Annotated in this window: 18 protein-coding genes and 1 tRNA gene; 6 read left to right on the forward strand and 13 right to left on the reverse strand. The window is 68.0% G+C overall.

Annotated features, from left to right (window positions below):
• Positions 1–633: 633 nt before the first annotated feature.
• Positions 634–1,524 carry a hypothetical protein gene (locus F8M74_RS33825; RefSeq protein WP_141257645.1) on the forward strand — a complete coding sequence of 297 codons (891 nt, stop codon included), beginning with the start codon at positions 634–636 and terminating at the stop codon, positions 1,522–1,524.
• Between the two features lie 66 nt (positions 1,525–1,590).
• A complete protein-coding gene (locus F8M74_RS33830) occupies positions 1,591–2,748 on the forward strand; it encodes a class I SAM-dependent methyltransferase (RefSeq protein WP_141257644.1) in 1,158 nt (385 codons plus the stop codon).
• 80 nt (positions 2,749–2,828) lie between these two features.
• Here the strand turns inward: F8M74_RS33830 and F8M74_RS33835 are convergent, their stop codons facing one another.
• Positions 2,829–3,602: a hypothetical protein gene (locus tag F8M74_RS33835; protein WP_141257643.1), complete on the reverse strand. Its 774-nt coding sequence runs from the start codon at positions 3,600–3,602 to the stop codon at positions 2,829–2,831.
• A gap of 443 nt (positions 3,603–4,045) precedes the next feature.
• Between F8M74_RS33835 and traA the strand changes: the two genes are divergently transcribed.
• Positions 4,046–5,527, forward strand: coding sequence for an outer membrane exchange protein TraA family protein (gene traA / locus F8M74_RS33840; protein ID WP_141257642.1), 1,482 nt, complete (start codon positions 4,046–4,048; stop codon positions 5,525–5,527).
• A 154-nt stretch (positions 5,528–5,681) separates the two neighbouring features.
• On the opposite strand, the gene F8M74_RS38275 is transcribed toward traA, so the two are convergent.
• Entirely contained in the window at positions 5,682–7,334 is a 1,653-nt protein-coding gene (locus tag F8M74_RS38275) for a hypothetical protein (RefSeq protein ID WP_228560717.1), read from the reverse strand.
• A gap of 310 nt (positions 7,335–7,644) precedes the next feature.
• Between F8M74_RS38275 and F8M74_RS33855 the strand changes: the two genes are divergently transcribed.
• Positions 7,645–8,637, forward strand: coding sequence for a discoidin domain-containing protein (locus F8M74_RS33855; protein ID WP_141257641.1), 993 nt, complete (start codon positions 7,645–7,647; stop codon positions 8,635–8,637).
• Between the two features lie 226 nt (positions 8,638–8,863).
• Here the strand turns inward: F8M74_RS33855 and F8M74_RS33860 are convergent, their stop codons facing one another.
• The 6 genes from F8M74_RS33860 to F8M74_RS33885 all read right to left on the reverse strand — a co-directional run bounded on the left by F8M74_RS33860 (position 8,864) and on the right by F8M74_RS33885 (position 20,586).
• A complete protein-coding gene (locus F8M74_RS33860) occupies positions 8,864–10,129 on the reverse strand; it encodes a cytochrome P450 (protein ID WP_141257640.1) in 1,266 nt (421 codons plus the stop codon).
• A 371-nt stretch (positions 10,130–10,500) separates the two neighbouring features.
• Entirely contained in the window at positions 10,501–13,590 is a 3,090-nt protein-coding gene (locus F8M74_RS33865) for an Ig-like domain-containing protein (RefSeq protein ID WP_162295094.1), read from the reverse strand.
• Positions 13,591–14,279: 689 nt separating this feature from the next.
• Entirely contained in the window at positions 14,280–15,317 is a 1,038-nt protein-coding gene (locus tag F8M74_RS33870) for a hypothetical protein (RefSeq protein WP_141279844.1), read from the reverse strand.
• 561 nt (positions 15,318–15,878) lie between these two features.
• Complete coding sequence (locus F8M74_RS33875) at positions 15,879–17,558, reverse strand: discoidin domain-containing protein (protein ID WP_228560719.1); 1,680 nt, start codon at positions 17,556–17,558, stop codon at positions 15,879–15,881.
• A 708-nt stretch (positions 17,559–18,266) separates the two neighbouring features.
• Positions 18,267–18,339: transfer RNA gene (locus F8M74_RS33880), tRNA-Gly, on the reverse strand.
• A gap of 60 nt (positions 18,340–18,399) precedes the next feature.
• A complete protein-coding gene (locus tag F8M74_RS33885; protein ID WP_171410473.1) occupies positions 18,400–20,586 on the reverse strand; it encodes an ABC transporter substrate-binding protein in 2,187 nt (728 codons plus the stop codon).
• Positions 20,587–20,743: 157 nt separating this feature from the next.
• Between F8M74_RS33885 and F8M74_RS33890 the strand changes: the two genes are divergently transcribed.
• Positions 20,744–21,583 (forward strand): discoidin domain-containing protein, encoded by an 840-nt coding sequence (locus F8M74_RS33890; RefSeq protein WP_228560721.1) that lies wholly within the window; start codon positions 20,744–20,746, stop codon positions 21,581–21,583.
• A 57-nt stretch (positions 21,584–21,640) separates the two neighbouring features.
• Here the strand turns inward: F8M74_RS33890 and F8M74_RS33895 are convergent, their stop codons facing one another.
• The 4 genes from F8M74_RS33895 to prfA all read right to left on the reverse strand — a co-directional run bounded on the left by F8M74_RS33895 (position 21,641) and on the right by prfA (position 25,419).
• A complete protein-coding gene (locus F8M74_RS33895) occupies positions 21,641–22,030 on the reverse strand; it encodes a zf-TFIIB domain-containing protein (RefSeq protein ID WP_141257635.1) in 390 nt (129 codons plus the stop codon).
• A gap of 145 nt (positions 22,031–22,175) precedes the next feature.
• Positions 22,176–23,438 (reverse strand): UDP-N-acetylglucosamine 1-carboxyvinyltransferase, encoded by a 1,263-nt coding sequence (gene murA, locus F8M74_RS33900; protein ID WP_141257634.1) that lies wholly within the window; start codon positions 23,436–23,438, stop codon positions 22,176–22,178.
• A gap of 14 nt (positions 23,439–23,452) precedes the next feature.
• Positions 23,453–24,334, reverse strand: a complete 882-nt coding sequence (prmC, locus tag F8M74_RS33905) for a peptide chain release factor N(5)-glutamine methyltransferase (protein WP_141257633.1) — start codon at positions 24,332–24,334, stop codon at positions 23,453–23,455.
• Positions 24,331–25,419, reverse strand: coding sequence for a peptide chain release factor 1 (prfA, locus tag F8M74_RS33910; RefSeq protein ID WP_140864643.1), 1,089 nt, complete (start codon positions 25,417–25,419; stop codon positions 24,331–24,333). The genes prmC and prfA overlap by 4 nt, the downstream gene beginning before the upstream one ends.
• Before the next feature lie 155 nt (positions 25,420–25,574).
• On the opposite strand from prfA, the gene F8M74_RS38485 reads away from it, so the two are divergent.
• Positions 25,575–25,697, forward strand: a complete 123-nt coding sequence (locus tag F8M74_RS38485) for a hypothetical protein (RefSeq protein WP_002637587.1) — start codon at positions 25,575–25,577, stop codon at positions 25,695–25,697.
• 26 nt (positions 25,698–25,723) lie between these two features.
• On the opposite strand, the gene F8M74_RS33915 is transcribed toward F8M74_RS38485, so the two are convergent.
• A partial coding sequence (locus F8M74_RS33915) for a CapA family protein (protein WP_163884682.1) occupies positions 25,724–26,803 on the reverse strand: 1,080 nt, incomplete at its 5' end.

The following is a 26,803-nucleotide window of genomic DNA, read 5'->3' on the forward strand; positions in this document are numbered from 1 at the left end:
GGGGACGGGGGGCGCCCGCCCTGGCTACCGATGGCGGTTCAGCCGCGTCTCCGCCCGGAGCGCTTCCGAGGGGGCTGGGCCTTGCCGGACGGTGGGGGCGCTGAAGGCTCCTGAAACCGTGTTCCCACATGCATGGATGCTTCGAAGGGCCCGTAGTGCCCTGTCGTGAGGGGCGCCGGTACGCCCGTCCGGTGCGAGGTGTGGACGCTCTCGACGCCAGGAGACGACCAGGTGCGAACATGAACGCCATGGATTGCATGCACGACGAGCGATTCGCCCCGGGCGCTTGCGGCAATGGCGACGTCATCGTTCAGCTCGGATTCCTGGTCGTTCAATGGCGCGCTCTGGAAACGCGCGTGACTTGATTGCGGTGGTCGACGTACCGGCATGGGGAACTCCCTGGAGCATGGGCCAACAGCTCCCTTTCAATCTGGAGACGCGTTGCTCGGGAGGCTGTGGCAAGGCGGGCGTGGCCTGCTCCCGTGGGGTCCCTGGCTGCCTGCGTGAGAAGCCTTGCGGGCTGCCGGCAGTTCCTTTCGAGGGACTGAGGCCAGTGGGACGAGGCCCTTTGGCCACACCGGGTGTCAGGCCCGTCGTCCGCTCCTCACTCTTGACAGAGGGAGGAGGTCGAACGTGGCAAAGACAGGATGGGGGGCATGGCGATTACGGGGAACGAAGTCCGCGAACAAGACGGAGCATGACAATCCCGAGGAGCGGCCTTCGCAGCGGGAAGGCGGAGCCACGCGAGAGGAGACCCGGCATGCGCTCGCGCAGGCGGGCGTCGACGAGGGGCCCATCGAAATCGTGCCCGACGTGCTGCTCGACGTCCCGACGGTGAAGGTGGATGAGATTACGCTCGACGTGGAGAACTTGCGTGCACGCGTCTCACTGCATGCCGAGCTGGCCAACCTCGTGCGCCTCGATGTGGGCGCCGACGTGGGCATCGAACGGGTCAAGCTGACCATCAAAGGCGTGGAGGCCCAGGCGCTGCTCAAGGTCCGGCTCCAGCGTGTCTATGAAATCCTGGACCGTGCGCTCCAGACACTCGACCGCAACCCCGAACTGCTCGCCAGCCTGCTTCGGCCCGTGGGGCATGCGATAGGCGAGGTGGGGGAAGCCGCCCATGAGAGCCTGAAGCCTGGCGGAGCGGTGTCCGAGGCCGTCCAGGATGTGGGAGGGGCGGCGAAGGGAGCGTTGGAACCCGGCGGGACGGTGAACCGCGTGGCCGACCAGGCACTCGGGCCTGGTGGACCCGTGCGAGATGCCGTGAAGGGCACGGTCGGGCCCGAAGGCGTGGCGAAAGACGCAAGCCAGGCGCTCAGTGGCTCGATGCAAGCGGGCGGTTCGACGCGTTCGAAGCGCCCATCACAGGGCGACGGCGGCGGGAGGCGAGAGCGAAGGCAGCCGCAGCCGGCCCACGCCCCGGAGCAGCGTTCCGGCGCACAACGTTTCAGACGCGGCCCGCCTGCCGGTGGCTCGAAGCGTCGTGCGTCAGGACGACCACGTCGCCGTCAGAAGCGTTGAGGGCGCGGCGAGAGCCGGTGGTTTCCCACACGCGACGGGAGCGCGTGGACGTGCTACCCCATCGCCATGCCTCGCGCTCCCCGAACCGATGCCTCGCCCGAGGGGCCGAACCCCTCCACCTCTCTGTCCGAGCCGCCGCTGGACTCCGCCGTCACCTGGCACTCAGAGAGCGCGGAACCCGCGCCTGCTCGGCTGTCTCCCGTGAATGACCGGCTCAGCGCGGATACGGCGCTCAAGCGGGTGCGCCGAGGCGAGTTCCTGCTGTACTCCGGTGACTTCCACAACGCGAAGCAGCTCCTCGGCGCGCTGAGCCGGCGGCTCCCTCGGCCGGCGAAGGCGCGCTCGCCACTGGAGGCATTCCGTGCCGAGCGGCGGGCCCGGCAGCTCGAACATGAGACGCTGTCGCGCATCGTGGTGTCTCTCGACCGCGACTACCGGCTCGGGCTCGCGCGGGCGCCGGATACTTCACTGGCGTGCCATCAGGTCTGGGGGGCTCCAACGACGGACACCACCGTGGTTCCGCTCAAGCAACTCCTTGGCATGCTCGGGGCGGCGGAGTGGCGTCGCAAGGGACTCGCTGTTCCTGGCCTCACGGGGCTGCTTCACCCGCACTATGGCGTCTACCTTCCGACCCGCACGGATTACGTGGAACTGCTGCTCTCACTCACGGAGGTGAAGGGCAAGCGCGTGTTCGACATCGGCACGGGAACCGGCGTGCTCTCGTTCATCCTCCTCCAGCGGGGCGCGGCGTCCGTGCAGGCGACGGACTGTGACTCCCGCGCCGTGGCCTGTTCCCGGGAGAACGCGGAGCGGCTCGGGCTCGGCAAGCGCTTCCAGGTGGCCGAGGCCGACTTGTTCCCAAAGGGCACGGCGGACCTCGTGGTGTGCAACCCCCCCTGGATTCCCGAACCGCCCAAGAACCGGGTGGACCGCGCGGTGTTCGACGAGGACAGCCAGTTCCTGCGGCGCTTTCTCGAAGGACTCTCCGCTTCGCTTGCTCCTGGGGGAGTGGGCCTGCTGCTCCTGTCGGACCTCGCGGTGCTGCTCGGCCTTCGCCCACCCGGGTGGCTCGAAGCGGAGTTCGAACGGTGCGGCCTGTCGGTGCAGTGGGCCCGGTCGACCCCGGCGCGGCATTCGAAAGCGAAGGACACGTCAGACCCGCTGCACATGGCGCGCTCTCGCGAGCGCACCACGCTCTACTGCCTGAAGCCGGTGAGCCCGTAGTTCAGGTGTTGTCGTTGGCCTGCTTCCGCCGGAGGAATCCCCCGGCGGAAGCACGAGCCGCGAATCACCTGCTCATGACCTCAGATGCCCCAACGGCAGCCCACGTGGAAGCTGTCGCCGGAGGCGTTCGTGATGTCGAGCCGGCGCGTGGTCGAAACCCCGGCGGAGCCCAGGCTGTACTGAGCGTGAGTTCCCGCGCCCTGGAACACCGACGTGATGGTGCTCCCGACGGTGATCTGGATGATCACGCCGTTGCCAGAATAGTGGTCAACGCCGCAGAGGCCGGACGTCGAGGTCGAATAGGCATAGTAGCCGTTGGCCCAGTTCACCGCACAGGTGCTCCACCGCGGTCCCCAATTGCAGCCGCCGTTGTTGACGAACGTGGCCGCGCTGCTCGAAGACGTCAGCGCCTGCTCGGTAACGCCAGGGCGCTGCGCCCGCGCGGACGCGTCCTCCCTGTCACCTCCGCCCGCGGAGGACTCTTGCTCATCCACGTCGCTCGGAAGGTTCAGCGCGCGGCCGTACGCGGCCTGGAGCTCCGCGGGGACCGGCGCCCCGGGGAGCAGCCTTTCGAACGCGAGCAGCGCGTTCGCGGACTCCTTGTCGCCGAGCATGAACGACTGGGTCGGCAGCTTGTGCTCGGCCAGGTACAGGGCGCCCGGAACAGGCTCGTAGAACGTGACGGTGTGGCCGGGCTCGACCTCGATGCGCAGCACGACGCTGGCCTCAGTCGTCGTGTTGACGGGCGTCTCTGTTTCACCGGGGGCGGCTTGCTCTGCCTCCGCCCCCGAGCATCCCGTGCACAGCGCAAGTCCAAGGCTTCCCATCGCGAGCCACTTCATTCCGCTACGCATGTTTCTTTCCTTTGCTGAAATCGCATCGAGCGACTCTTCATGAGTCGGCTCTCGCTGCACTGCGCGGTGCGCCGGTCCATGCTTCCTGGAGCGAGGTCTCTCCGCGCCCTGAAGAACGACCATTCAGGAGAGTCTTCGGTCGGTGATTTTCAGGGCATTTCCATGTCGCGACTGCGCAGGTGCGTCGTGAGGGCTCGCCTCGGCCCGCTGCTCCATTCCTTGCCTCGACATGACTCCTGTTCGTCCCATGCGCGCCGCGCGGCGTGACCTGTGGCGGCTCCCCTCGTGGCTTACGATGGTGAAGGTGGACGTCCCCCGCATTTCGATGCGCTCGGATAGGCATTGCGCACGTGTGGATGCCCCAGGCGCTCGGTGGGCTTGCGAGTGACGGAGGCATCCGGTCGCACTTGTCGGAGTCCGCCGGCCAGGAGTAAGACGAGCGGATGCGATTGCTCCGCATCCTCTTGCTCTTGTTGTGTGGATTGTCCATTCCTCGCACCGCCAGTGCGCAGGCCGTCATGGTGAGTGGACCTCCCGTGGCGCCCCTTCCCGAGACGACGGGGGCGGGCCTCTGCGCCGCGACGAGCGTCTCGCGGAATCCAGCGGCTGACTTCCCCCAGTCTCAGTCGAGCTACATCGCTGGTATCAATGCCTTCATGGAGGCGAACCTGGGCAACCGCGTCACTTCGGTGCTGCGGACGCCCTTGGACCTGTCCAACAACCTCAATGACGGGAGGACGCTGAGCTACGGGGACTTCACAGGGGCCGTCGCGGGCTGCCCCATCGGAGGATGTGACTTCGGCTACAGCGATGCCGTCACATCCTTCGCGACCCGCCTGCGTGGCTTCATCGCAGTCACGAGCGACATGGTCGACAGGCCCCTGCACTTCGGGTTCTACGCCGACGACTCGGTGAGCCTGACGCTCTTTGACCGCGACCAGACGAGCTACCCGGTCATCAATCGTCCGCCGACGCTCGGCGCACCGACGTGGCGCGCAACCAACACGGTCCACTTCGCGCAGCCCGGACTCTACGGCGTGGAGGTGCTCCACACGAACATCGGGGAGCACGCCGCACTCGAGATGTCGGTATACGACGGCGCCTTCACGGACTTCGAGAGGGCCGCGAACTCACCGCCCGTCATCAAGCTTGCTGCCGAGGGCTTCGTGCTCGTCACGCCCGGGATGTTTCATCAGGCGGAGTCGGGGCGGCCCTCGTTCCCAGCTCCCACCGAGTGCGCCCAATGCAACCGTCAGTTCGCCAACGCGCCAGGGAGTGGGGGATGCGAGGCGGGCTACCGCTGCAACGCGGCGGCCTTGTGCGCTCCCTGTGATTCGTCGCTCTTCTGTGGGGAGTCGTGCTCTCCGTGCGGTGCATCGACGCCGTACTGTGTGAGCCAGACCGAGGGCTTCGTCTGTGCGCAGTGTCAGGATGCGAATGACTGTGTGGCGCCGGATGAATGCCACCTGCCCATCTGCACGGAGACGGGCAACTGCGCCTCGACTCCCATGGAGGATGGCACGGAGTGCACGGGAGGGACCTGCCAGCAGGGCGAGTGCAGGCCCGTGGACGCGGGGACCCCCGATGGGGGCGCGACGGACGCGGGAGAGGCGGACGCGGGAGAGGCGGACGCGGGAGAGGCGGACGCGGGGCCCCTCGATGCGGGCGCGACGGATGCAGGTGGGCCCGGTGAGGTGGACGGCGGCTCCAACCCTGGCGTGGATGGGGGAGGCACGGGCACGGACGGTGGAAATCCCACGGCGGACTCGGGAGTTCCGGCCGGGGACGCGGGCTCTGTGGATGGGGGCTCGCCGGAGGACCCTTCGGAGACGGAGTCTGGCTGCGGCTGTCAGGGTGGTCCGTCCGCGCTATTCCCCATGGCCCTGCTCGCGCTAGCGCTCGTCGTGAGACGCGGCCGGCGATAGGACACGCCGTCGCGCGATGGAGGAGCGCGACGCGAATGTCGCCGGCCCTTCAGCTCAACGGCTCGTCACGGTAGCGCCACGTGGCGATTCGGTTGGACTGGGTGAGCGTCTCCGCCACCCAGAGCTCCTCGGCGGCGGAGACAGCGGGCTGTCGCTACCTGTCGGTGAGCCCAGGGAGGTCCAGCCACGCGATAGGGTCGAACCCGGGCGTGGTGGGTGTCTCGAAGCGCCAGAGCAAGGAGATGCTGTTGAGGGTATTGGGCTGGAGCGCGCTGGTGAAACCCGACAGGCGAGCATCGACGCCCTGGGGTGCCAGCGACTGGAACCGGGTGCTCCCCGGAGCGCCTCCACCGAACTGCCTCCCCAGGTTGGTGCGGAGGTAGAGTTGATTGAGCGAGCCGGCGTCGAGGGTGCCGCCATACCCGAAGGCCGCGACGACATACTCCCCTTCCGCGAAGGTGACGTCACAGACATTGCTTCCACCGGCGGCACCCCGGATGGGTTGCTCGGAGCCGTCAATCCAGATTTGGAGACAATCCACCCGGCTGCCCGTGCGAAGGAGGACGCGGGAGATGTTCTGACCATTGGCGGCGGCGTCCTTCTCACGGCCCCCTCCCGAGATGTTCTCCGCGCCACCGTAGGGACCCGTCAGTGCGTGAATGACGCTCTGGACGGGGAGTTGGCCGGTGGAGCCGAAGCACGGCCACATGAAGGAGGGCGCCAACCACCCCAGCGTATTGACGGCGAACTGTTGAGTATAGAGGAACGCCTCCCGCTCGCGGTACTGGTTCTGCGCCTTCGACTCCGCCCAGGCCTTCTGCTCGTTGAAGGCTTGCTTCGCCATCACCTTCAGCGCGGCCGTGGCCTGCTCCAGCAAGGAGTCCAGCGCCAACCTGAAGGCCTCGCGCTTCGCGGGCCCCTCTGTCGGATACCAAGGCGCCGAGGCATAGATCTGGTCGAAGTAACGCCAGCGCGCGCTGTAGATGGCCAGCGCGATCGTGAAATAGGCGGAGCTATAGGGCAGCTTCTGCGAGGGGTACTGCGACGCGGGGTAGTTGGCGTTGTAGGTGAAATATGGGGCACGGTCCGCGATGAGCTGACACAGGCCGTCGTACTCATTGTAGAGCCGGTCGTTTTGATACAGCTTGATGGCGTTGAGGATGCCCCGGAACTCGTTCTCAACGGAGCTCATCACCGATGACTCAACGCCGAGGTAGACGGCCTTGACGATGTACCGCTGGATGGCTTCCCAGATGAGGTTGGGGTTGGTGGTGGAGGGCCAGAAAATGCCCATCAGGCTGCTGAGGAACCCTCCGATGTCCGGGATGAGGTTGATGAGCGCCCCCACCAGCGACTCCAGATCGTTCGAGATGGTGGCGAAGAGCGCTTTTTCTTCGACAATCGCCAACTGGGTGATGGCCCCATTCCGTGCCGCGGACGCACCGGGCCAGTCCGCGGGCTGGGCGCTGAACATCTGGAAGCTGTCGATGTTGTCACCGAAGCGGTACTCGCCTTCCAAGTCGGACACGAGCGTGTTGGGGCCGAAATACAGCTTCGTCTTGCTCGGGTGCTTTTTGTTGTAGTCCTTATCCTCGTAGACGATGAGCCAGGTCTGGGGGCCGGTCACCAGCGACTCGATGTGGTCCCCCACCTTGGCGCTGCCTGGGGAGCTGGAGCCAAACAGCGTGAATTTGTAGTCATCCAGATCCGAGACGTTCTGGGCGCCCGTGAAGTTGATGTAGGCGTGCTGGTAGCCCCACATGTCGAAGAACTGCACCCAGGTTCCAGAAGCGCTCGTGCTTGGCATTGATGTCTCATTCTCAGGGAGAAGCCCCAGCCGAGACTCACTGCAATTCGTGCACCCAACGACCTCCTGGTGCGGGCGCACGTTTTCATCCGGAAGCGGGGCGTTGCTGCGTCACGGGAGGACGCAACTGCGTTCCAGCCGCACGCCCTCCCTCGCCCGACCTCAAGCGCTCCACACCGTGGACTCGCCGCGCCTGTCCAGTGCACCACCCGGCGCCTGCGCACCGGAGTCGCGCCTCGGCGGATTTTTGACACCCGCACCGAATGGCTCCGAAGCTCGCCCCGTCCCTTCCCCCGAGAGGCTTCGCTCCATGCTCCCATCCCTGTCCCGCGGCAGCCTGCCCATCTGGACGCTCGTGCTCGCCATGCTCCTCTGTGGCACCGCCAACGCGCAGTTCACCGGCAAGCGCCGCGCCTATGCCTCCAGCTTTTGGGGGGGCACCGGCGCCAGTGGGAAGACCATCTCCTGGAGCGCGCTCTACGTCGCGCTCCCCCTGGACTACGGCTACAACGCCGCCAACAACACCATCGTCAACCTGGCTGGCGTCACCGCGGCCCAGTCGGATCTGCGCACCAGCAGCACGCGTTCGCTGAAGTGGGGCACGCAGATTCGCATCACCAACCGCCACCCGGGGCACGCGGGCTACGGCCGCAGCGTCCTCACCACGCTCCAGGACTCCGGGCCCGCCGACAGCATCCTCAGTGACGCCGCGCTGGGAGGCCGCGCGGCATCCCCCTACAAGCCCCTGGGGTGCTGGATTGACGTCACCCCGGGCGTGAAACAGGCGCTGGGCAGCACGAAGCCGGAGACGGAAAACCTCATCGTCGACTTCGAAGTCGTGAACGACCTCGGCAGCTCACTCGATCTGGACTCCAACCCCAACCTCGCCTTCGGCATGGCGGCCAGCGCGAGCGACTCGGAGAACACGGGCATCAGCGCCCCCAGCGCGGCCGTGGACGGAAATGGCGCCTACCACCTGGAGAACTATCGCAGCGCATGGCGCTCGGCGTACCACGCCAACACCTCGGACACGGTGTGGCTCAACGTCAACCTGGGCCGGGCGGAGGCCGTGCGCCGCGTCGTCGTGAAATGGGGCAGCTTCGTGCCCCCCGGCTACACGCTGATGGGCTGGACGCCGGGCATGAGTTCTTGGGTGTCGCTCGCCACCCGCACGGGCTCGGGCGGTGGCACGCACATCCACTCCTTCACGTCGGACCAGACGTACCAGTACTTCGGCCTGAGCATGAGCGGAGCGACCCGCTATGACGTGAAGGAGCTGGAAGTCTACCGCTGGGACTACTGACGTCCGGAGCACAGCAGGTCCCCAGTCCTCGCCTCGACGCCTCGTTGGGCGAGCACTGGCCCCGGTAACAAAGGTGCAGGCCCTGGTGGAGGGCATCGGTCGGCTGCCGAAGCTGACTTGCTGCAAGACGTCCCACCTGGCCCAGGCGGACATCGACGCGCTCGTCGCGTATCTGATGTCTGGGCTGGAGGAGGGCCGTCTCTTCACCGGCCTGTGCGTCGGGTCGTCAGAGGGCCTGAATCGCCTCGACGTCCCACGTGACATCGAGGCTCTCGTGCCTCCGGACGGTGACGCTCCTCAGGAAGCCCGGCTTCTGCCCCGGTACGAGCCGGAGCCCCGGGAGACTTCGAAGCAGAGCCTCCACTGCCAGGCGTGCCTCGAGCCGCGCGAGCGGCGCGCCGATGCAGAAATGGAGGCCCTGCCCGAAGGCGAGGTGCTTCTTGACGTCAGGCCGCCGGATGTCGAATCGCTCAGGCTCGTGGAACCGGGCCTCGTCGCGGTTGGCCGACGCGTAGACGATGCGGATGTGGGCTCCCTTGGGAATGGGCACGCCCCCAATCTCCACCGCCCTCAGCGCCGTACGGAACATGGCATGCACGGGGGAGATCATCCGCACCGCCTCCTCGACCGCGCCCGCGATGAGGCCCGGGTCGTCCCGAAGTGCCCGCAGTTGCTCCGGATGGTCGAGCAGGAGCTCCACCGCTCCCACGATGAGGCCCGCGGTCGTCTCATGTCCCGCGAAGTGCACCTGCATCAGCAGGCTCACCAGCTCCGCCATGCTCATGGGCGGCGTCATCCCCTGCGCCCCGGTGACGATGTCGCTCAGCAGGTCCTCTCGGGGGGACACCTCCCGTTCCTTGAGCGCCGAGGCCAGGTATCGCTGGAACTCGACCACGCCTCGCGCGCACGCGACCTGGTGCTCGATGGGGCCATGCGCCGCGAGGACCGTGGACAGCTCATCGGACCAGCGCCGGAACCGGTGGATGTCCGAGCTGGGGATTCCGAGAATCTCCGCGATGATGCTGCACGACAGCGGATGGGCGAACCGGAGGAACAGGTCCGCCTGCCTCTCGTGCCTGAATGAGTGGATGAGCGCGTCCACGAGGTTTCGGATGAAGGGCTCCTTCTCCGCGAGGCGCTTCCCGGTAAAGGCCTTGCTGACGAGGCTCCGGAAGCGGCCATGCGCTGGCGGATCATTGTCGACGAGGCTGGGCACCAGGGGGTAACCGTCCATCAGCGCGGTGACCACCTCCGGCGGCGTCGTCGCGGCGCCCACTGTGATGGACTCGGCGGACGAGAAGCGTTCGGTATCGGCGACCACGGCGTTGATGTCCGCATGGCGCGTCACCACCCACGCCCCCAACGCCGGACTGAAGAACACCGGTTCCTCCCTCCGTGCACGCGCGAGGAACGGATGTGGATTCTCAAGCTGGGGAGAGTCGAGCGGGTGGTACTCGGACCCGAGTCCTGAAGGGGCGTTGGTCTTGGACATGCGTGAGCTGACCTCAACGGTTTGTTGGGTGGGAGGCGGGACAGCGGACCGCATGGTGCCAGGGCTTACGGCTTCGCACACGGGGCTGGGCGATGCTGGACGGAGCGTCCCATGTCCACGCGACGCCGGCTGGCTTGCACATCACCAATGAGCGCTCATCGCTGAGCAACACGCCGTCGTCCCAGCAGGTGATGCTCTTTCCCGGAGCCATGCAGCGCTCGTCCTCACGCAGGTCGGAGTCGAATCAGGCTTCGTGGCGTTCCAATGGCTCCCTCATGATACCACTCGAGTGAAGTGGACGTGTTCGCCGGCCTCCACCCACACCCTGCAAGGTGGCGCACGGAGGCATCCCGTGCGCCACCCTCACCTCATTACAGCGCGCTGAAGACGAGGTCGTCCTTGTCGTCGAGTTCCCCGGTGGGGCAGGGGCTGCTCACGCCCCCGTAACGGAACACCGCGCGCACCACCTGCGCGGAGCCGGCCGGCAGTGTGTAGGTCACCGACAGGCTCTGGAGGCCGGAGCCCGCGGCGGGGACCGTCCCGACCAGCGTCCACACCGGCGACGTGGCGCTCGGCGCGGAGTACACATCCAGCACGTTCGTCGAGTTGAATGCCCAGACGGTTGCGGTGAGTCGTGCCGCCGTGCCCGCGCGCAGCGCCCCACCATCCACGGTGGCGAGGACAAGCCTGTCGATGGACTCGTCCCTGTGGAAGCTGCCTGAGTTTCCATCGGAGCAACTGCCGCCCACCGTGTTGGGCGCGTTCAGCTCGGGGCCCACGCTGCCCCGGCCCGTGAGCAGGGTGCCCGAATCGCAGCTCACCCCCCCAACCCCCGCGCATGACGGTGCACGCCACGTGCTGCTGTAGCTCGCCTGGATGGCGCCGCCCGACGACCCCGCGACGGTGATGCTGACCGACTGGGAGGATGCGGAGTTGCCCGGCACGTCCCAGGCCACCGCATGCACGGTGTGCGTGCCCGCCGTGGCGCTCGCCGCGCTCCAAGCCACCGAGTACGGCGCGCTCGTGGCCGTACCGACAGCCTGACCGTCGACGTAGAACGTGACCTTCTGGATGCCCGAGTAGTCCTGCGCGGTGGCGGCCAGCGTCACCGTTCCACTCACCGTGGCGCCGTTGAGCGGGCTGTCCAGCGTCACCCCCGGCCCCGTGTTGTCCACGACGTTGACCTGGAGCGCGGAGACCGTCTCATTGCCCGCGGCGTCGTAGGCGCGCGCGGTCAGGAGGTACGAGCTGGCGGGCGCCGCCTGCAGCGTGTTCCACGTCACCGAGTACGGCGCGGTGGTGTCGGAGCCCACGAGCGCCGCCTGCGTTCCCGGGGTGTTGGTCTGCACGTAGAAGTCGACACGCGTGACGCCGACGTCATCGCTCGCGGACGCCTGGAGCACCACCTGGCCGCGGACCGTCGCCCCCGGCACGGGAGACGTGAGCGAGACGGCGGGCGCCTGCGTGTCGGCGGGCGTCACGACCTGGAAGACCAGGTCGTCACGGTCATCGTAGGAGCCCGTCGAGCAGGGCACCGCCGAGCCGTTGTATCGGAAGACGCCGCGCACGGCTTGCCGGGCACCGTGCGGCAACACGAAGCTCGTCGATAGGACCTGGGAGCCCGCCGTGTACGGAGCCACCGTCGCCACGAAGACCCAGCTTGGGTTGGACGCATCCGCAGCGGAGTAGATGTCCAGGAAGTCGGTCGAGTAGCCGGAAAAGGCCCACACCGTCGCGTCGACGATGACCGTCTTGCCCGCGGTGAGCGGACCGCCGTCGAGGCTGCGCACCTTGAGCCGGTCCAGCGACTCGTCCACATGGAAGCTGCCGCCCATGCCGTCGGCGCAGGTGCCGCCCAGGGTGTTGGGAGCGTTCGGCTCGGAGCCCACGGGGCCACGGCCCACGAGCAGCGTGCCCGAGTCACAGGAGGAGGACTCGCCCGTGCACACGGGGACCTTCAGCGTCGCGTCGTACTGCGCCTGTCCCGACTGCACTGGCACGCAGACTCCCGGACCCGTGTCACAGGCGGAACCGGCGCCGCAGGTGCCGCAGTCCAGCGTGCCACCGCAACCATCCGACATGCTGCCGCAGGTGCGGTTCTGGGCCGCGCACGTGGTGGGCACGCACACGCAGACGTTGGCCGCCGAGCACGCCTGGCCGGCGCCGCAGGTGCCACAGCTCAGCGTGCTGCCACACCCGTCCGGAATGGTGCCGCAGTTCTTGCCCTGCGCGGCGCAGGTGGTGGGCGCGCAGACACAGACGTTGGCCGCCGAGCACATCTGGCCTGCGCCACAGGTTCCGCAGCTCAACGTGGCGCCGCAGCCGTTGGGAATGGTGCCGCAGGTCTTGCCCTGTGCCTCACAGGTGATGGGCGTGCACGTCGTCAGGGAGATGAGCTCCGCGGCCTGGGTGCTGCCGATGATCATGCTGCCGCTGCCGGGGATGCGGTACACGCCGCCCACCACCAGGGCGTCGCCCGTGGTCAGCTGGACCATCTTGGCGTACTCACGCTTCTGCAGGAGCGGGGTCCCTTGAGTCCACGTGCCCGTGGCGGGAGCGTAGCGCTCGACGGAGGCGAGCGTCTCCCCAGCGCTGTTGTAGCCGCCCGTGAGCAGCACCGTGCCGTCTGCCAGCACCGTGCCAGTCGCTTGCCAGCGGCTGCTGTTCGTCGGGGAGCCGGTGGCCGTGAATTGGAGCAGCGCCGGGTCGAACAGCTCCGTCGCCGTGCGTCCCCCGACGAGGAGCACGCGGCCGTCCTGCAGCAGCGCGGCCACGTGGTCGGTGCGCCCGTTGGTCATGGTCCCCACCTTCGTGAAGGTGTTCGTGGCGGGGTCGAACAGCTCGCCTCCATACATAGAGATGAGCAGCACGCGCCCGTTCGGCAGCAGCGTGGCGGTGCCCTGCGAGCTGGGGTAGTTGGCCTCGCCCGCGGACGACCAGGTCCCCGTCGCGGGGTCATAGATTTCGGCGGACTTGACGGTGACAAAGCCGGTGCTCAGGCCTCCCATCACCAGCACGCGTCCATCCGCCAGCCGCGTGTTCAGCGCCCGCTCGCGGCCGACGGCCATCGAGCCCGTGGGCGTCCAGGTCTTCGTCTGCGGATCAAACAGCTCCGCAGAGGACAGGTAGCTTCCCATGCCACCCCCTGCGGCCAGCACCCGTCCATCCGCCAGGGTGATGAGGCTGTGGAAGACGCGACTGGCGGTCATGGGCGGCGTGGCGGTCCAGGTATTCGTTGCGGGGTCGTAGAGCTCCGACACGAGGCCGTCGGCGGCGAGCACGCGCCCGTCGTTCAGCATCGCGAGCCTGGGATATTGATGGGAGTTGCTCATCGGGCCGCTGAACCCGCTGAGCTCCTGCGACACGGTCGCGGTGGAGGTGTCGGACGACTCGGTCTCGACCGCCCCACAGGCGATGAGCAGAGAACCCGCCAGGATGGCGAGTGTGTGACGAATGGACATGTATGACCTCGGAGCCGCGTTCCCTCGCGGCGGTTGTGCGCACGGCATGGGACTCGGAGCGCACGTCCCCCTCATCCCCTCTCCCGTGTCGAAGCGCCTGCTCCAGCAGGGCCCCGTGGTCGGAGACCCCATTGCAGCTGTTGCATGCAGGCGTGACGGCAGCGAGACGGGAGCCCGGCCTGAGGAGTCCTATCTCCGAGGTCTGACAGTGCAGGAAACCGGGTCGCGTCCGGAGGAGCGCCAATTTGCGGTGCATGGCCGCGCCGGTTGCGCTTTCACGACCTGCGCGGCACCTGCGCCTCGTTGCTCATCCAGTCCGGGGCAAGCCCGGCGGTGGCGAGCGTCCTGCTGCACTCGGACCCGAACCTCACCATGCGGCGCTAGGCCATGTGGACCCGGCCTATCTGCGCGAGGAAATCAACAAGCTGTCCTTCGCGCCTGTCCCCAAGCATCCGCCGGCGGTGCGGCAGGCGCGAGCCGGGGAGGGGAGCGGCGGGTGCATCCTTGCTGCAAGACGTTCCGAGGCCTCAAAACACGAAGGCCGGCAGTTCCGAGTTTCCTCAAGGACTACCGGCCTTCATGAGTGAGTGGCGGAAGTGATTCGAACCCTCGCCCCTGAGCTTGGGAAGCCCGGCCTCGACCCGCCCATGCGTTATCTGCCCATCAGGATGGGGGCAACTTCAGACCCTCTAGTTCTCCTTCACGCGCGACACCCAGCTCTCCAGGGTGCTGAGGCTGCATCCAGATTGGGCGTGCTCCTGGCTCATCCCCAGCGCATCGACAATCTGCGCGCAGCTGCAACCAGCGGTGTCCACGAGGGTAAAGCGGCGCTCCGGCTCGCCGTCGTTCGACGACAGCGTGTTGAAGGTGCCATCTCCGTCAGTATCGGCGAAGCGGTTCATGCCCGGCAGGGAGCCTGTGGACAGGGACTCGGGGAGCACGGTGCCCGCGCAGCGGTCCGCGCTATCGCAGACGCCGTCCTTGTCGGAATCGGTGCAGGTGTCGCGGCAGCAGAGCACACCGCCAAAGCGGGAGCCCGTCTTGATGGCCGTGTAGGCCTCGCAGAGGCCGTTGTCGTCAGCGGTCGTCGCGGCGTTACACGACCATGGCGAGCCTTCAAGCCCCGAGCACAGGTTCTCCGAGAACCGGTTGAGGGGGCCACACGTGGCCTCGGTTCCGAAGTTGCCGCAGCCGAAGAAGTCGTTCGACGTTCGGGCGGTCTGCAGGCAGCCAGGAGTGCAGCTGTCGGAGTCGCACTCCGGACCTGTCGAGGTTCCGTTGGCACAGACGCCGCAGCCATTGGTGCTCTGCCGGGTGGCGAAGAAGAGGGCCTGGTCTCCCGCCTTGGTGGCTCCCTTGCAACCGGTGGAGGACCGGCTCATCACCTCGGCGTCGCTCGTACAGACGTGCCAGCCGCTCGCGCAGAGGTCGGCCACGTTGCAGCCGGCGCCACCCGGCTTCGGGCCATCGTCACCGCCCTTGCGGCCGCAGGCGGGGGTCAGGGTGTCGAAGGTCACGAGGCCCGGGCAGGCCGGAGCAATCCCCGGGTTGTCCGTGTGCAGGCCCGGAATCCGCCATGCACCGGCGCACCCCGCGATGTCAGGCCAGCGCGCGATGTCTTTGAATCCCTCACGCTGACGGTCCGCGCAGCCGGCTGCATCAGAGGGATGGGCAAAGCCTGGCGAGGCCGCCATCAGCAGCGAGCCGAAAATCAGACCGCAAGCCATCCGCACATTTTGTTTCAGTGTGTTCATGGTACCCCCCGGAACCGGTCAGGCCGCATGAACCGCAAGCCTTTCCGATAATTGTTGCGGCTACGGAGGATGATGTGCTGTCGCTTCCATCACAACCGCCTTGGGGGCCGTGACCTCCACGCAGTGGAGAACACTTTTTCGGCGCACTCCTCGTCCCGCAGGGCATCTCCCGCAGCGTGCGGGAGGGCTCGCGAATCCATGCGGGCATTCCATGTGGAGACACCTCCAGCTCTGGCTTTCCCCCCACCCACGGGACTCGAGACCGCTCATCCGGCGGCGGAGCCGGAGGGGTGCCCGCCCTCAATCCATGGCGAGAGGGCGCGTACTCTGCTCGTCGCAGGCCCGGTCGGTGCTGGCCGGGAATCGGCTCATTGTTGGGCTGTTCTTGGATTGCTCGATTGCTTTGCCATGCACCGGAGATGGCCGCTCTTCGTGGCGAAGTTCGCGGTGAAGGCGCCCATCGAATGCCCTGAAACGCCACGCCCCGGCACTCCAAGGAAGGAGCACCGGGGCGGGCGTCACGTGGTCAGCGGCTCACTGCTCCGGCGAGATTTCGCGCACGGACAGCCACTTGAAGTCCACGTCGTTGGCGCTGTCCCAGCGGAACACCGCGATGGGGCCGCCCCAAGTGATGGGCATTGCGTTCACCGCGCCGCCGCAGTGGCTGGCGTCACCACCCCAGCTGCCCGAGTCCACCGTGTCGTAGACCTTCTTCCAGGTCTTCTTGTCGGCGTTCTCGTTGAGGTACATCTCCAGGTGCACGGCCTCCTTTCCGTTGACCTTGGTGTTGCGCATCACCGACTTGAAGCCCACCCAGCGGCCGCGCAGCGCCGAGGTACCGGACTTGTACGACGTCTGGTCGTAGGAGACGTGCCACGTCTCCTTCTGCCAGCGCACGCGGCCGTCATAGTGCAGCGAACCCTTGTAGCTGCTGCCCTCGCACCCCGAGTGGCTGTCGTTGTGCTTGCCGCCTCGCGCGTACCACGCGAAGTTGTCCGACACGTCGGACACCGAGTTGACCTTCACGAAGCCAGTCATCTCGATGTTCCGCCAGTCGTTCGCCGCCTGCATGTAGCCCCGGCTGGCCAGCACGTCGCGGTCGTAGGTCGGAATCTTGGACGCGCTGTAGCCCGTGGAGGTGAACACGGACATGCGCACCTTGCTGTTCCTCATCTTCCAGGAGCCGTCCGAGTTGCGGCTGATGGTGTTCTGTGGGTCGAAGCGCTTGTCGGACGTAGCGTTGTCCGCCAGGAACCACTGCTCGCCGCCCGACTTGGTCGGATAGATCATCGTCACGCCGAACTTGTCCTGGCCCTGCTCGCCAGGCGGGTCGGTGGGCGGGTTGGTGGGCGGGGTCGAGCCGGTGCCGGGCTGCATTTCCGCGATGCTGGCCCAGGTGTTCATCGAGCTGCCGTTCACGGTGATGCGCACGAAGCGCGCGCTCACCGCGGAGAACGAGTAACGCTCCAGCGCGGCGGTGTTGCCGGATGACCTGCCGGAATGCACCTGTGCGAAGGTCGTGCCGTCCGTGGAGGTGGAGATGACGAAGTTGTTGACGCGCTCGTTGCCACGGTGCCAGCCGATGTCCACGGCGTCCAGCTGCGCCACCGTGCCCAGGTCGCCGGTAATCCATTGCCCCACGCCGTCGCTGGACCAGCGCGTGGCGGGGTCGCCGTCGATGGCGTTGGCAGGGACGTTGCCGTCATCTCCGCTGGCGGCGACGGAGGTGAAACGCTCGGGGGGAGCGCCGGGCGGGTTCGAGCCGTCGGTGACGGCCGCCAGCTCCGCGATGCTGGCCCACGTGTTCATCGTGCTGCCGTTCACGGTGATGCGCACGTAGCGTGCGTTCACCGCGGAGAACGAGTAACGCTCCGGCGCGGCGGTGTTGCCGGACGAGCTGCCGGAGTGCACCTGCGTGAAGTTCGTGCCGTCCGTGGAGGTGGAGATGACGAAGCGATTGACGCGCTCGTTGCCACGGTGCCAGGAGATGTCCACGGCGCTGAGCGATTTCACCGCGCCCAGGTCGCCGGTGAGCCATTCTCCCACTCCGTCGCTGGACCAGCGCGTGGTGGGGTCGCCGTCGATGGCGTTGGAGGGGACGTTGCCGTCATCCCCACTGGCGGTGACGGAGGTGAATCCCTCGGCGGCTAGCGCGGGCGTCGCGAGCGCAAGGGCAGTCAGCGCGAGCACACGGGCAGGCTCGCGCAGGTGCATCCATCCCCTCCGGGATGAGGTCCTGTGGTGTGGATTCAAGTTGATACCTCAAGTGAGACCACCAGGAGCCACGACTCACCGGGCGGACGATGCCGGACCGGCGCGCCGCGGTCCCCCAGCGGCGCGTTGGCTTCCAGACCGCAGGCCCGCGCCCCGTCAGCGACCCACGCCCCGCGCTGGGCGTCTCGCTTCCGTCAGACCGGCGGTGTTTACGACTCGATAGCGGAGTTGCGGGCGCGAATACCCTTTCACCTGAGAGGGTATTCCCATTGCCATTTCTCAATTGATATCGAGCTCGCTCTGCAGACAGGCGTGCAGCAATCCCTATCAGTCTTGCTGAAAATTCTCACCATTGCTGCGGATGCGCCCTCCCATCTCAAGCCCCCTCCCGCAGCGGCCGTGATTCGACAGCTCCTCCCCAAAGCAGGAGAGGAGGCGAGGGTGGCGCCCCTGTCAGCGGCGAGGAAGGAGAGGAGGCCGTGAGTGGACGGGGCAGGACTGGTGAGGAGGAGCTTCGATTTCGACAAGCTGTCCTTCGCGCCTAGCCCCAGCAACCGCCGGAGGTGCAGCAGGCGCGAGCCGGGGACGGGAGCGGCGGGACCGGCTTCACGCCGTTTGCAGCATCCTTGCTGCAAGACGCCCCGAGGCCCGAAAAGACGAAGGCCGGTAGTCCCGAGTTTCCTCAAGGACTACCGGCCTTCATGAGTGAGCGGCGGAAGGGATTCGAACCCTCGACCCCGAGCTTGGGAAGCTCGTGCTCTACCAACTGAGCTACCACCGCAGGCGAAGCAGGGCGCAAATTACGGGCCGCCCTGAGGCTTGTCAACGGGAAGTGAGGCGCCTACTCCGACTCCTCGACGGTGAGCTGGTACGAATCCTGGAAGTTGGACTCGCGGTTGCGCGCGTCCCGGACCTCGAAGAGGTAGCCGCCCGGCTCGGCGCTGTAGCGGATGCTCTCCGGCTGGTCGCCCTTGGCCCGGTCTGCCGTCTGCACGAGCGACAGCTTCCCGTCCGGCTGCACGCGGTGCAGGTACAGCCCCACATCGACCTTCAGGATGCCCAGCAGCGTGGCCCGGATGGGCGTGCGCACCGGCCGGTCCGACAGGTCCAACCGGAAGAAGTCCGTGTCCTTCACTGGATACACCGTGCCCCGCACCGGCTGCCCCAGCATCAGGTCCTGCGCCCGGTCCGCGGTGTTGTTGGGCTCGCGCTCCTCGCCGCCGTTGTCCGGCACCGTGGTGACGGTGATGCGGTAGGGCTGCTCGGCGTTCTCGAAGTCCTTCACCCACTTGCCGTCCACCTTGCGCGACGCGCCCTCCACTCGGAAGTAGCAGGCGCCGTTGCAGGCGACGTTGTTGAGGCGCTCGGGCTCCTTGATGGCGCCGTCGTTGGCGCGCAGCAGCACCGTCTCCTTTCCGGATTCCCCCTCCGGGGGCTCCACCATGGAGAGCACCAGGTCCAGCCGCTCGACGCCGGTCAGCTCCACCTTCGCCAGCACCGGCTCGGACGTCTTCAGGACGAAGTGGTCCACGTCGCCCTTGGGCGCCAGGAAGCCCTGGCGGTAGCCGCCGGCCGTCACCGGGGTGGCCTTGTGGAGCTCGTCGTTCGGCTCCAGCTCCGCGCTGGCGCCGGCCTCCTCCTGCGACACGGTGAGCGTGTACGGCATGGTGGTGTTGAACGGCCTGCGGGCCTCCTTGCCGGTGCCCACCCAGCTCGTCTTCACCACCACGTAGACGACCCGGTCCATGGCGCGCACGCCGATGTTGCGCAGCGACAGCGTCTCGCCCTCCTTGCCGCGCAGGGTGAAGAGCGGCGCCTCCGCCGCGGACAGCACCGACAGTTCCGGCCGCACGCCGTCGACGCCGGTCAGCTCGATTTTCAGCGCCACCGAGGGCGGCTCGGGGGGCACGGGCACCGCCGTGCCCGCGTCCAGCGCGCGGGCAATGGCCTCGCCCACCGCCTGGCTGCCCACGGGCGGCGGCTCGCTGCCCGCGAAGGTGCCCTCCACGGCGGGGGAGGGCGGCGCCTCGTCACGCGCGAAGCCATCCACTCCGCCCTGGCCGGGCGACGCGCCCCGCATGCCCTCCTGGGCCGTGAGGCCGGGCGTTCCATCTGCTTCGGTGCCCCGGGGGGCCGCGCCTTCCTCGGTCTCGAAACCGTTGCCGGTCAGGTCATGCCTCGCCGCAGCGGCGCCCGCGCCAGCGCCGGTCGTGCCCTGTTGACCGGCGAGACCGCCGCCCATCGCGTCGTCCTGCCCCAGGGGGGCGCCTGTGCCTCCAGCTCCGGGCAGCATGCCGCCCATCCCCTGCGGCGCGGTGCCATCTCCTGGGGACGGCGTGCCCTGCGACGGCGAATCGCCGAAGGGCGCGGTCGAGGGGTCCTCCGCCGTCCCACCCGGGCCCGCGCCTTCCGGGGCCGAGGGCTGCGTCGGGTCCGGCAGCTCGATGCGGTACCAGTCCTCGTCGCCGGCATGGCCCAGGAAGGCCGTCACCGTCTGGCCCAGGGGCAGGCTCACCGCATCCACGGCGCGGTCATTGGGCTCGCGCTCCTCGCCGTCCTCGGGCGCGCGCATGCGGACCTCGAGCGTGTACGCGCCGCCCACTCCCTTGCGGGTGGGCACCACGCGGATGAAGCGCTCGTTCTCCACGTAGAGGTTGGGGAACCGCTCCGGCTTGCCCTCACCCTCGCTGTTGACGCCCACCAGGCGGTTGCGGTCGCGGTCATACACCTCCAGGGTGATGTCCCCGCCGGGCAGGCCGGACACGGTGACGTCCGCGATGCGCGGCGCGCCGGGCGCCAGCCGGTACCAGTCCTCGTCCGCCTTGTTCGGCTGCGCGGTGAGCTCCGCGCTCACCGTGCTGTTGCGAGTGATGTCCAGGGCCTGGTCAGGCCGGTCGTTGGGCTCCTTCTCCGTGAGAGCGGCCGGTCCCGTCTCCACCGGACCCGCGTCCGGAGCTTCCGGCGCCTTGTCTTCCTTGCAGCCGGCCAGCATCAGCCCCAGCACACAGGCCCACCCCCAGCGTCTCATCACGGTCTCCTCCAGCACAGGCCGCCATCCTTCCCGTCGGGGACGGAGTGTCAAGCGCCCCAACATCCGCGCGGGCGCTTTCATCCGCATCCACCCGGCCGCTCCGTGCGTGCTCGGACTGGAGCCGCGCTCGCGAGGCGATCAAAGATGCGGAGACATGCGACGCCTGCTCCTCGCCTCCCTCCTGTCCGCCACGGCGGCCTCCGCCGCATCCAATGTCCCGCCCGGCTACGTCCAGGCCTCCGACTGGCTCGACCGCACCAGTCAGCCGGAGCGCTACGGGCCCCTCAACGTGCTCGACGGCCGCGACTCCACCGCGTGGTGTGTCAGTGGAGACGCGCCCGCGTCCTTCACCTTCGGGTTCAAGGACATCGTCACCGTGGACGAGGTCCGCGTGTACACGGGCGACGGCTCGGACCGGGCCGCGTTCAAGGCCCGCGCCCGGGCGCGGAAGCTCACCCTGACCGGCATCAAGGAAGCACGCAGCGTCAGCGTGGAGGACAAGCGCGGGCTCCAGGTGGTACCCCTCAAGCCCGGACTTCGGGGCGCCCGCTTCACGCTGGAGGTGTCGGAGCGCTTCCCGGGCGCCAAGGACGACGCGCCCGTGTGCGTCACCGACATCGTCTTCTACGCCGGTGGGAAGGCCCTCAATGGCACCTGGCTGGCGCCCAAGCTGCGCTACAACGGCCGGCTGGCGCCGCTGCTCGGCACCTGGTTCGGTGGCCTGAAGGGCGCACCACACCGCTTCCTGTCCTTCTACCTGGACGGAACCTACAGCCTCACCGAGGAGCCCTTGGAGGGCGAGGTGTCCACGACAGTCAGTGGCGCCTACACGCTGTCCGGAGAGAAGCTGTCCCTGGACGTCCCCCCGCACGGGCGGGTGACAGTGCGCTTCCCGCGAGGGGACTCCGAGGGGACACGCCCGCCGGATGCATCGCTGGCGTTCGACGGGCCCGTCGCCGAGGCCTGGGGCGAGGAGTTCCGCAGCCAGCGATGAGCTGACAGGGTGGCTGCCGCCCGCCCGGTTGGTTTCCCGGGGGGCGACACACTCCGCCTACAGAGCGGCCATCTTCCGCTTCGCGCCGAAGTGGCGGAAGAACGCGATGATTTCCTCGACCGCGACCTTCACGTCGGTGGCGTTCTGGAACTCGGATTCCAGGAAGATGCCGCCGCAGGACTCGCAGGTGTCGTAATGCAGCGGATGCTGGCGGTCGCCACCGTCCACGCGGACGAGGTCGACCTGGCACTCGGGGCACTGACCGGTCAGTGCCTCCGCATCCACCTTGCCGCCCTGGCTCTCCAGCCCGGGGAGGTTGTTGTGGAGCAGGACCCGGTTGAGGTCCGCGACGTCAATCCAAAGGCCGCCGCAATCTCCACACTTTCGCAACGTCTGATCATCCCCCTCGAGATCGGACATCTCGACGTTGCAGCTGGGGCAATCCATGGGGCGGTTCCATTCTCCTGTTGGGGGGGAGTGGTGTTCTCCCCAGTCGATTGGAGAATGATAGGTCGCGCGAAATTTCGGATGCAACCCGCCTTGTGCCTTCTGTTGGCAACGCGCCGTCCCGTCGCCCCCCAGCCCCCCAGCCCTACGCCTTCTCGCGGCGGATGTCCGCACCCAGGGCGCTCAACTTGCGCTCCAGGCGCTCATAGCCCCGGTCGAGGTGGTAGACGCGGCTGACGTCGGTGCGGCCCTCCGCTCGCAGCCCGGCCAGGATGAGTGACGCACTCGCCCGCAGGTCCGTTGCCATGACGGGCGCGCCGCTCAGGCCCTTCACACCCTTCACCACCGCGGTGGGCCCCTGGATGGTGATGTCCGCGCCCAGCCGGTGCAGCTCCGGCACGTGCATGAAGCGGTTCTCGAAGATGTTCTCGCTGATGACGGACGTCCCCTGACTGACAGACATGAGGGCCATCAGCTGGGCCTGCATGTCCGTGGGGAACCCCGGATGCTCCGTGGTGGTGATGTTCACCGCGTCCAGCCGCTGGGGCGCCTTGCAGCGCAGGCCGTTGCCCTCGGTGGTAATCGTGCACCCGGCCTCGCGCAGCTTCTCCACCAGCGCGTCCATGTGCTCGGGCACCACGCGCTTCACCAGCACGTCGCCGCCGGAGATGGCCGCCGCCACCAGCAGGGTGCCGGCCTCGATGCGGTCGGGGAGGATGGCGTGCTCCACCGGCTTCAGCCCGTCCACGCCCTCAATGGTGATGATGGACGTGCCCGCGCCCTCGATGCGCGCGCCCATCTTGTTGAGCACCTTGGCCAGCTCCTCGACCTCGGGCTCGCGGGCGCAGTTCTCCATGAGGGTGCGGCCCTTGGCCAGCACCGCCGCCATCATCACGTTCTCCGTGCCGGTGACGGTGATGACGTCGAAGTTGACGGTGCCGCCCTTAAGCTGCTTCGCCGTGGCCTCCACGTAGCCTTCCGTGAGGTGGATGTCCGCGCCCAGCGCCTTCAGCCCCTTGAGGTGCTGGTCGATGGGCCGCGCGCCAATGGCGCACCCGCCCGGCATGGACACCCGCGCCCGGCCGAAGCGGGCGACGAGCGGCCCCAGCACCAGCACGCTGGCGCGCATCGTCTTCACCAGGTCGTATGGCGCCTCCGGGGTGATGTGGCCGTTGACGCCCACCCGGCAGACGTCTGTCGTCTCCGAGTCGCGCTCCGCGTCGCAGCCCATGGTGCGCAGCACCTTGAGCATGGTGGCGACATCCGCCAGGGCCGGCACGTTGCGGTAGGTGGAGGTGCCGTCGGCCAGCAGCGCCGAGGCGAGGATGGGCAGCGCCGCGTTCTTCGCGCCCGAGGCCTGCACTTCGCCGTGCAGCGCCTGGCCGCCCTTGATGACGATCTTGTCCATGGTTCCCTGCGTCTTCAGCCCTGTGGCTCGCTGGCCACGGGCTGTGTCCCAAATGCCATCCGTTCCCGCCGCTCCAGGTCCTTCTCCACCCGCGCGTCCGCGTAACCCGCGGCGCGCAGGAGCTCCAGGACGGCGGGGCCCTGGTCCTCGCCAATCTCCAATGCAAGGAGGCCGCCAGGCTCCAACCACTGGCGCGCACCCGTTACCACTCGGCGCACCGCCACCAGCCCGTCCGGCCCGCCGTCGAGCGCCAGCGTCGGCTCGCGTCGTACCTCGGCGGACAGGCCGGGAATCTCCCCGGAGGCGATGTACGGCGGGTTGGAGACCACCACCTGGAAGCGCTCGCCCGCGGGCACCGGGGTGAAGAGGTCGCCCTGCAGCACCGTCACCCGGTCCGCCACGCCCAGTGTCTGGGCGTTCTCCCGCGCCAGCGCGCAGGCGTCCGGAGACAGGTCGGTGGCGATGACGGTGGCCTGTGGCCGCTCGGCCGCGAGGCTGATGGCGATGCAGCCGGAGCCGGTGCACACGTCCAGCGCGCGGCCGGGCGCGTCCTTGGGGAGCATGCGCAGCGCCGCCTCCACCAACAGTTCCGTCTCCGGGCGCGGAATCAGCACCCGGGCGTCCACCTTGAAGGGGCGGTTGTAGAACTCGCGCACCCCCGTCAGGTACTGCGTGGGCTCGCCCGCCATGCGCCGCTCGATGAGGGCACGGTAGGCGCCCAACTCGTCCTTGGAGAGCGGGCGGTCCAGGTCCACGTACAGCCGGACGCGGCTGAGCTTGAGCACGTGCGACAGGAGGATTTCCGCGGTGAGCCGCGGCGCATCCACCTGTCGCTTCTCGAAGTGCTGCGTCGTCCAGGTGAGGACCCTGCGGATGGTCCAGGGCTCGCTGCTCATGCGGAGGGCTTCGGGCCGCCGGCCGTCTGCGCCTTGAGCGCTTCGGCCTGGTAGTAGGTCCGGCAGGCGGTGATGACGTCTTCCACGTCACCGGCCATGACGCCCGGCAGGTTGTGCACCGTGAGGCCGATGCGGTGGTCCGTCAGCCGGTCCTGCGGGAAGTTGTAGGTGCGAATCTTCTCGCTGCGGTCGCCCGTGCCCACCTGGGCGCGGCGCGCGGAGTCGCGCTCGTTGCGGATGCGCTCCTGCTCGATGTCGTAGAGCTTCGCCCGCAGCATGCGCATGGCCATGGTGCGGTTCTTCAGCTGGCTCTTCTCCTGCTGGCACTTCACCACGATGCCCGTCGGGTGGTGGATGAGGCGCACCGCGGAGTCCGTGGTGTTGACGCTCTGGCCGCCCGAGCCCGTGGAGCGCATCACCTGCATCTCGATGTCCGCCGGGTTCACCTGCACGTCCACGTCCTCCGCCTCCGGCATCACCGACACCGTGATGGTGGACGTGTGGATGCGGCCCTGCGTCTCCGTGGCCGGCACGCGCTGCACGCGGTGCACGCCGGACTCGTACTTCATGCTGCTGAACACGGCGTCACCGGACAGCGTCACCGTGGCGTCCTTCACGCCGCCGGCGTTGCCCGGGCTCATGTCCAGGATGTCCGCCTTCCAGCCCCGGCGGTCCGCGTAGCGGAGGTACATCTGCATGACCTCCTCGGCGAAGAGGGCGGCCTCGTCACCGCCCGCGCCCGCGCGGATTTCCAGGATGACGTTCTTCTCATCATTGGGGTCCTTGGGCAGGAGGAGAATCTTGAGGCTGGCCTCCATCTCGTCGCGCTGTTCCTTCAGTCCGGGCAGGGACTCGCGCGCGAAGGCCTTCTCGTCGGCGTCGCTGCTGCCGAGCCAGGCTTCGACCTCGCTGAGGTCGGCGAGCACCTTGCGGTAGGCCCGGAAGGCCTCGACCAGCTTCTCCAGGCCCGCGCGCTCCTTGGACACCTTCTGGAGTCTCGCCGAGTCGGCGAGTACGTCGGGGTTCGACAGGTCGGCGGTCAGGCGTTCGAACCGGCGTTCGACGTCTTCGAGTTTGTCAATCATCGTCGTTCCGGGGGGTATTGCCCCTTTGCACGGCCTCTGGCAAGGGCGGGCGGAGTCAAGAAATTCCTTGGACGCTTGGGCGGGAGCATGAAAAAAGGGCCGCCCTCACCGCGCTTAGCGGTCGGTTTCACATCACCTACACGGAGTCCTTCCACATGCCCGCCCAGAAGGGAAATCGTTCCAAGAAGAAGGTCGCCAACCGCGCCAAGGGCCGGAAGGCCCAGCTGAAGCGCCGCCGCAACCGCGCCAAGAAGGGCCAGTCCAACAACAAGGTCTAGTGCGTTGGCTACTCCCTCCCTCGGACTTAGGGGGAGGGAGGCGGACGGGCCCACGGCTCCAGTTCGGGCAGCATCCGCTCCACGCCTTCTGAAGACTCCGCCAGGAGCCGCAGCACCGCCTCCGCCGCCTCGCCCGTGACGGGCACCGGCTGAAAGGGCAGCTCCGGGAAGCGGTCGGTCCTCAAGGGCAGAATCTCGCTGGACAGGTAGCCGCCGTCGGGCCCGAAGTGGCCCTTCCACAGGGCGCCGCGCTTGTCGCGAGGGTTCCAGTTCCCCCCGAAGACGAAGTTCCCCAGCGAGTAGACGACCGGTCTGCCCTGGTACAGCTCCATGGCTTGGAGGACGTGCGGGTGGGCGCCCAGCACACCCGCGGCGCCCGCGTCGATGGCGGCGTGGGCCAGCCGGACCTGGTAGGGCTCCGGGGTGTAGGTGCCTTCGCGCCCCCAGTGGAAGTAGGGCAGGACGATGTCCGCCTGGGTCCGGGCCGCGGCGATGTCCTCCCGGAGCATCTGCTCCATGACGGCCTCGTCGGAGAAGTGGCCAGCGACCCCGGGGGTCGTCTCCGTGGCGTAGACTCCGGGCGGTTCGATGTTGCGCGTGCCCAGGAAGAAGTAGCCCAGCAGCGCTACCCGCTGGCCGCCCACGGTGACGATTGCCGGGCGCCGGGCCTCCGCCAGGTTCCGGCCCGCGCCGAAGTAGGGGATGTGCGCCGCGTCCAGGGTGTCCAGCGTGTCGAGCAGGCCCTGGGCGCCGTAGTCCATCAGGTGGTTGTTGGCCAGGCTCACCACGTCCACGCCGCCGGCGGTGAGGATGCCCACCAGCTCCGGCTTCGCGCGAAAGTTGAAGTTCTTGGGCAGCTTCTCGCCGCGCTCGGTGAAGGGGCACTCCAGGTTGACGACGAACAGGTCGGCGGCGTCCGTCAGGGGCTTCACCTCCTGGAACCCGTAGGCCAGCAGGGCGTCCTGGGGGCGGCCCTTGGCGGTCTCCGCGTCGTAGTGTGTCTGGTAGTTGTGGCCCAGCGTCACGTCGCCGCCCACGATGATGGACACGGAACGGGCCTGGGGCTCGGCCTCTGGCGCCCCGGGGGAAGGGGCGGGCGCCTGGCC

The sequence above is a fragment of the Myxococcus sp. CA023 genome, assembly GCF_010998615.1.
Taxonomy (GTDB): Bacteria; Myxococcota; Myxococcia; order Myxococcales; family Myxococcaceae; genus Myxococcus.

Bases quoted from the DNA above. Each gene is read 5' to 3' on its own strand.
- F8M74_RS33830 (WP_141257644.1), top strand. From the start codon at position 1,591: ATGCCTCGCGCTCCCCGAACCGATGCCTCGCCCGAGGGGCCGAACCCC.
- F8M74_RS33835 (WP_141257643.1), bottom strand. From the start codon at position 3,602: ATGCGTAGCGGAATGAAGTGGCTCGCGATGGGAAGCCTTGGACTTGCG.
- traA (WP_141257642.1), top strand. From the start codon at position 4,046: ATGCGATTGCTCCGCATCCTCTTGCTCTTGTTGTGTGGATTGTCCATT.
- F8M74_RS38275 (WP_228560717.1), bottom strand. From the start codon at position 7,334: ATGCCAAGCACGAGCGCTTCTGGAACCTGGGTGCAGTTCTTCGACATG.
- F8M74_RS33855 (WP_141257641.1), top strand. From the start codon at position 7,645: ATGCTCCCATCCCTGTCCCGCGGCAGCCTGCCCATCTGGACGCTCGTG.
- F8M74_RS33860 (WP_141257640.1), bottom strand. From the start codon at position 10,129: ATGTCCAAGACCAACGCCCCTTCAGGACTCGGGTCCGAGTACCACCCG.
- F8M74_RS33865 (WP_162295094.1), bottom strand. From the start codon at position 13,590: ATGTCCATTCGTCACACACTCGCCATCCTGGCGGGTTCTCTGCTCATC.
- F8M74_RS33870 (WP_141279844.1), bottom strand. From the start codon at position 15,317: ATGGCTTGCGGTCTGATTTTCGGCTCGCTGCTGATGGCGGCCTCGCCA.
- F8M74_RS33875 (WP_228560719.1), bottom strand. From the start codon at position 17,558: ATGCACCTGCGCGAGCCTGCCCGTGTGCTCGCGCTGACTGCCCTTGCG.
- F8M74_RS33885 (WP_171410473.1), bottom strand. From the start codon at position 20,586: ATGAGACGCTGGGGGTGGGCCTGTGTGCTGGGGCTGATGCTGGCCGGC.
- F8M74_RS33890 (WP_228560721.1), top strand. From the start codon at position 20,744: ATGCGACGCCTGCTCCTCGCCTCCCTCCTGTCCGCCACGGCGGCCTCC.
- F8M74_RS33895 (WP_141257635.1), bottom strand. From the start codon at position 22,030: ATGGATTGCCCCAGCTGCAACGTCGAGATGTCCGATCTCGAGGGGGAT.
- murA (WP_141257634.1), bottom strand. From the start codon at position 23,438: ATGGACAAGATCGTCATCAAGGGCGGCCAGGCGCTGCACGGCGAAGTG.
- prmC (WP_141257633.1), bottom strand. From the start codon at position 24,334: ATGAGCAGCGAGCCCTGGACCATCCGCAGGGTCCTCACCTGGACGACG.
- prfA (WP_140864643.1), bottom strand. From the start codon at position 25,419: ATGATTGACAAACTCGAAGACGTCGAACGCCGGTTCGAACGCCTGACC.
- F8M74_RS38485 (WP_002637587.1), top strand. From the start codon at position 25,575: ATGCCCGCCCAGAAGGGAAATCGTTCCAAGAAGAAGGTCGCCAACCGC.